5 protein-coding genes are annotated in these 5,044 nt (G+C 73.7%); 3 read left to right on the forward strand and 2 right to left on the reverse strand.

Annotation, left to right across the window (positions count from 1 at the left end):
• A partial coding sequence (locus H5J30_RS17145; RefSeq protein ID WP_181788296.1) for a LysR substrate-binding domain-containing protein occupies positions 1-606 on the forward strand: 606 nt, incomplete at its 5' end.
• 78 nt (positions 607-684) lie between these two features.
• Here the strand turns inward: H5J30_RS17145 and H5J30_RS17150 are convergent.
• Positions 685-2,154, reverse strand: a complete 1,470-nt coding sequence (locus H5J30_RS17150; protein ID WP_181788297.1) for an MFS transporter — start codon at positions 2,152-2,154, stop codon at positions 685-687.
• Between the two features lie 93 nt (positions 2,155-2,247).
• Here H5J30_RS17150 and H5J30_RS17155 point away from each other — a divergent pair, with 93 nt between their 5' ends.
• Complete coding sequence (locus H5J30_RS17155) at positions 2,248-2,652, forward strand: MarR family winged helix-turn-helix transcriptional regulator (protein ID WP_181788300.1); 405 nt, start codon at positions 2,248-2,250, stop codon at positions 2,650-2,652.
• A gap of 80 nt (positions 2,653-2,732) precedes the next feature.
• Here the strand turns inward: H5J30_RS17155 and H5J30_RS17160 are convergent, their stop codons facing one another.
• Complete coding sequence (locus H5J30_RS17160; protein ID WP_181788298.1) at positions 2,733-3,707, reverse strand: helix-turn-helix domain-containing protein; 975 nt, start codon at positions 3,705-3,707, stop codon at positions 2,733-2,735.
• Positions 3,708-3,779: 72 nt separating this feature from the next.
• On the opposite strand from H5J30_RS17160, the gene H5J30_RS17165 reads away from it, so the two are divergent.
• The coding region (locus H5J30_RS17165; RefSeq protein WP_258563371.1) for a sialidase family protein at positions 3,780-5,044 on the forward strand (1,265 nt) is incomplete at its 3' end.

Consider the following 5,044-nt stretch of genomic DNA (forward strand, 5'->3'; position numbering starts at 1 on the left):
ATCCCCACGGTGGCGGCGGTGAACCTGCCGGCGGCGCTGCGGGAGTTCCACGACGCGTACCCGCAGGTGCGGATCAGCCTGGCGGTGGGGGCGAGCGAGAACCTGGTGCGGGCGGTCGCGGAGGGCACGTACGACCTGGCGCTGCTCGGGGTGCCCACGGGCTTCCGCGCTACGAGGGTCCGCGAGCGGGTGCTCGTACGGGACCGGCACCTGGCCGTCGTACCGCCGGACCACCCGCTGGCGGACGCGGGGGAGACGGACCTGGCGCGGCTGGCGGAGGAGACGTTCGTCGACTTCGCGGCGGGTACGGCGGCGTGGGCGCAGTCGGAGGAGGCGTTCGCGGCGGCGGGGCTGCGCCGGACGGTGGGCTTCGAGGTGTCGTCGATGGACTTCATGGCGGACCTGGTACGCGCCGGGCTGGGCGTGGCCCTCCTCCCCAGCACCTTCGCGCCCCGCCTCACGGGCCTGGCCACGGTCCGCGTCGCGGGCGGCCCGTCCCGCGAGGAGCGCCTCATCTGGCCCCGCACCCGCCCGTCCCCGGCGGCGGCGGCGTTCCTCCACAGCCTGGGGGTGGACCCGGACGAGGACGGCGCCCCGGCGGCGTGAGCCCGCGCGGAAGCGGACCCGGGCCTGGTCGGCCCGGGTCCGCTGCCCCCGATTCCCCGTGGTTTCAGGCGGCGGTGGTCAGTCGGCCGCGTAGGCGTACTCGCGGTCCTCCACCGGCTTCGGCTCCGCCGCCGGCCGGCGGCCGGAGCGCAGGCCCGACACGGCGATGACCAGGCCGATCAGCGCCATGCCGGCGACCACGTACAGCGCCGGGTCGAAGCCGTTCAGCAGCGCCCGGGAGCCGGTCGCGCCCTCCGCGTTCGCGGTGAGCACGGCGGTCACGACCGCCAGCCCGATCGCCCCGCCCACCTGGAGCGAGGTGTTCAGCAGGCCGCCCGCGAGCCCCTGCTCGTGGTCCGGGATGCCCGCGGTGCCCTGGATGTTGAAGGACGCGAACGCCAGCATGAAGCCGACGCCCAGCAGCACCATGCTCGGCAGGGTGCCGACCAGGTACGGTGCGTCGCGGTCGAGGGCGAGGAAGAGCACGTACGCCACGAGGTGCGCGACGACGCCGCCCGCGATGGTGACCGTGGTGCCGAACCGCTCGATGAGCGGCTCCATCCGCGGCGAGCCGAACGCGACGATCAGCGCCGCGGGCAGGAAGCCGAGCGCCGTCTCCATCGCCGACCAGCCCAGCACCGACTGCAGGTACTGCATCACCAGGAACTGGAAGCCCAGGTACCCGCCGAAGAACACGGCGGCGCCGAGGTTCGCGCGGGCCAGCGGGCCGGAGCGCAGGATGCCCAGCCGGATCAGCGGGTGGCTGCTGCGCCGCTCGATGGCCAGGAACGCGCCCAGCAGCACCGCGGCCGCGGCGAACTGCAGGAGCGTACGGGACGCGCCCCAGCCCACCTCGGGCGCCTCGACGACGGTGTAGACGAGCAGCAGCATCGCGCCGACGCCGGTGACCGCGCCGGGGAAGTCGTAGCCGCCGGTACGCTCCGGCCGCCCCTCCTTCGGCAGCACGCGGAAGGCCGCGACGAGCGCGATCAGGGCGACGGGGAACGGCAGGAAGAAGGTCCAGCGCCAGCCGACCTCGGTCAGCAGGCCGGAGAAGACGAGGCCGGCGCTGTAGCCGCTGGCGCCGAAGACGGCGAAGATCCCGAGCGCCTTGTTGCGGGCCGGGCCCTCGGCGAAGGTCGTGGTGATGATCGAGAGCGCGGCGGGCGCGGTGAACGCCGCGGAGACGCCCTTCAGCAGCCGGGTCGCGATCAGCAGCCCGCCGTCGTCGACCAGCCCGCCGAGCAGCGAGGTGACGGCGAACACCGCGACGGCGACGAGGAACACCCGCCGCCGGCCGAGGAGGTCTGCGGTGCGGCCGCCGAGGAGGAGCAGCCCGCCGTAGGTGAGGACGTACCCGCTGACGACCCATTGGAGGGTGCTCGTGGACAGCCCGAGGTCGGCCTGGATGGAGGGGAGGGCGACCCCCACCATCGACACGTCGAGAGCGTCGAGGCCGACCACGAGGGAGACGGTCAGCAGAATGCCCCACAGGCGGGCGTCCCACTTCGTCGACGTCGTGGACAGATGTGGTGCGGAAGAGCTCATGAGGGACGACAGTACATGCAGAGACATCTAATGCCAACGCATTTAATGAAGTCGCATTAGGTTCACGCGCATGTTACCTTGGGGTCTGTGAGCGTGAGCGACATCGGCGCCGAGCGCGCCCTGGTGGACCGCTGGCACGGCCTCCTGGCCTGTCACGCGGCGGTGTGGGGTGCGCTGGAGCGCGAGTTGCAGAGCAGGCACGGCATCGGCGTGAGCGAGTTCGAGGCCCTGGAGGGCCTGGCGGGCTGCGGCCACGACAAGTGCCGCGCCGCCGAGCTGGCCGAGGCGGTGCACCTGAGCCAGAGCGCCACGTCGCGGCTGACGGCCCGGCTGGAGCGCGCGGGGCTGGTGCAGCGGGCGATGTGCGACGTCGACCGGCGCGGCATCTTCGTCCTGCTGACGGAGAAGGGCCGCGACCTGTACGAGGCCGCCAGGCCGACGCACCGCGAGGTGCTGGCGGAGGCCCTGCCCGGTACGGAGCAGGCCGTCGGCCTCTGACCCCCTTCAAGAACCCCGGAGAACCCCGGAGACCCCCGGAACGGCCAAGACGCCCCGGGGGTCCGCGATTTGACACCGTCTCAGACGTCGAACGCGCCGTCGCGCGCGGCCTGCAGCCCCGCCTGGAAGCGGGTACGGGCGCCCAGGCGGTGCATCAGCGCGCTCACCCTGCGGTTGAGCGTACGGGCGCTCACCCCCAGCCGCCGCGCCACCGCCTCGTCCTTCAGCCCCGCCGCGAGCAGGGTGACGAGCTGCCGGTCCGACTCGGCGTCGGCGGCCTGCTCGGCCGCCGCGTCCACGGCGCCGGGCACCGGCACGGCCGCCGCCCACAGCAGCTCGAAGAGCTGAACGAGCGCGTCCAGCAAGGCCCCTTCGTGGATGACGAACGCGCTGTCGACCATCTCGTGGGCCTCGCGGCTGAACGGCAGGATCGCCGTCGAGGCGTCGGCGACGGCGAGCTTCAGCGGCACGTCCGTGTGCACCCGGGCCTGCTCACCCGCCGCGACGACCGCCTCGAAGACGTCGAACGCCCCCGGCACCTCCAGCGCCTCCGGCGCGTACAGCCCGCGCACCCGCGCGCCGCGCGCCAGGATCTCCAGCTCCGCCCGGTTCGGCTCGGCCGGCTCCTGCGCGTACGGCGGCCGGTCCAGGACCAGCAACTCCCGCCGCACCGACCGCTGCAGCCGGTCGAAGGCCGCCGCGACCGAGCCGCGGCCGAAGAGGATCTCCACCTGGTCCTCGGGGCGGTGCCTGCGGTCGACCGGGAGGTCGGCGACCAGGGCGGTGGCCGCGGTCCTGGCCACGGCGACCTGGTCCTGCCAGCGCATCGTGAGCTGGTCGACGGCCGCGTCCGGCCGGATCGCGACGAGCCGGACCGGGGCGCCGGGCAGCAGCGTCACCAGGCCCAGCTCCGTGAGCCGCTCGACCGCCGGTGCGGTCTCGGCCTCCGTGCGCCCCGCCGCCGCGGCCAACCGGGCGGTGTCGAGGGGCGGATGGCGCAGCAGCAGGCGGTACAGGGCCTCGTCGGCCGCGAGGACGCCGAACGGTTCGAACATGGGTGGTACCCCCCGGGCGCGTATCGGAAATTTCCCGCCTGATGGGGGCAGAGCGAGCGGCGCATGGGCGCCATGGCGTCCGTTCGCCAGCCGAAGGACGTGGACATCCAGACGATCACGGTACTTCCTGGTGAGGACAACGTCATCGAGGAGGAGATCCGGGTGAGACCCCATCACCGCGCGATTACCACCGTGACGGTCGGCGCAGCGCTCGTGGCGAGCCTGTTCACGGCCGCCGCCCCCGCGCAGGCCGCCACCGGGCACGGCAAGCCGGGCAAGCACTGGGACGCACCGGCGTGCGAACGGGTCGTCAGCGACGGCTCGCTCTCCCACACCCGGGACGGCGGCGCCACCTTCGCCCCGACCACCACCGCCGAACGCCCCACGTACTACCAGCTGGTGACGGGCCTGGAGACGCTGGCCGCCCCGAACCGGCTGCTGGCCACCGACATCAACGGCCGGGTGACCCGGTCGACCGACTCCGGCTGCAGCTGGGACACCATCGCCAAGCTCGGCAGCGGCCACTGGTTCGTCTCCCCGGCGCGCGACGGCAGCGCCTACGTGTGGGAGCTGCGCGGCGACCGCGTCTACCGGGTCGCGGGCCGCACGGTCACGAAGATGCCGGCCTTCGACGGCGAGAGGCTCGGCGGGCTCTACGGCCTGACCGCCAACCCGCGCCGCACCGGCCACCTGAGGGCCGTCACCGACGACGGCCGCGTGCTGGAGTCCAGGGACGCCGGGCGCAGCTTCCGCGCCATCGGCACGCCCGTCCCGCTGGCCGAGGTCGGCCCGCACACCATGTTCTACGACGCGAAGGTCTCCACCGCCGACTTCGACCGCATCGTCGTCGGCGTGAGCGACGCCGGCGGCTTCACCAGCGACGACGCCGGCCGCACCTGGCGGCGCGCCAGGCTCGGCGCCGCGGGCGACAAGGTCAACGGCTTCTCGCTGGCCATCTCGCTCGTCGACCCGCGCGTGGTCTACGCGAAGGCGCTGAACGTCACCGAGCTGAACGCGGGCGAGAGCGGCCGGCACCTCTACCGCTCCACCGACGGCGGGCGCACCTTCCGGCCCGTGGTCGACCAGTTCCAGGGCGGCGAGGACGTGGTGATCCCCAACGGCGGCTGGATCCGCCCCGATCCGACCGACGCCGACGTCGCCTACTTCGAGTACGGCGACCCGTGGAGCGGCACCAACCTGTACCGCTTCGACGCCGACGACGACGAGTTGACGATCCGGCACTCGAACCACCACGGCATCGGCGCACTCGCCGTCAGCCCGGCCGACCCGGACGTGCTGCACGCCGGCCTGACCTCGGTGCCCGGCGACGCACCGCT

This window comes from Streptomyces phytophilus (assembly GCF_013870535.1).
Lineage (GTDB): Bacteria > Actinomycetota > Actinomycetes > Streptomycetales > Streptomycetaceae > Streptomyces > Streptomyces phytophilus.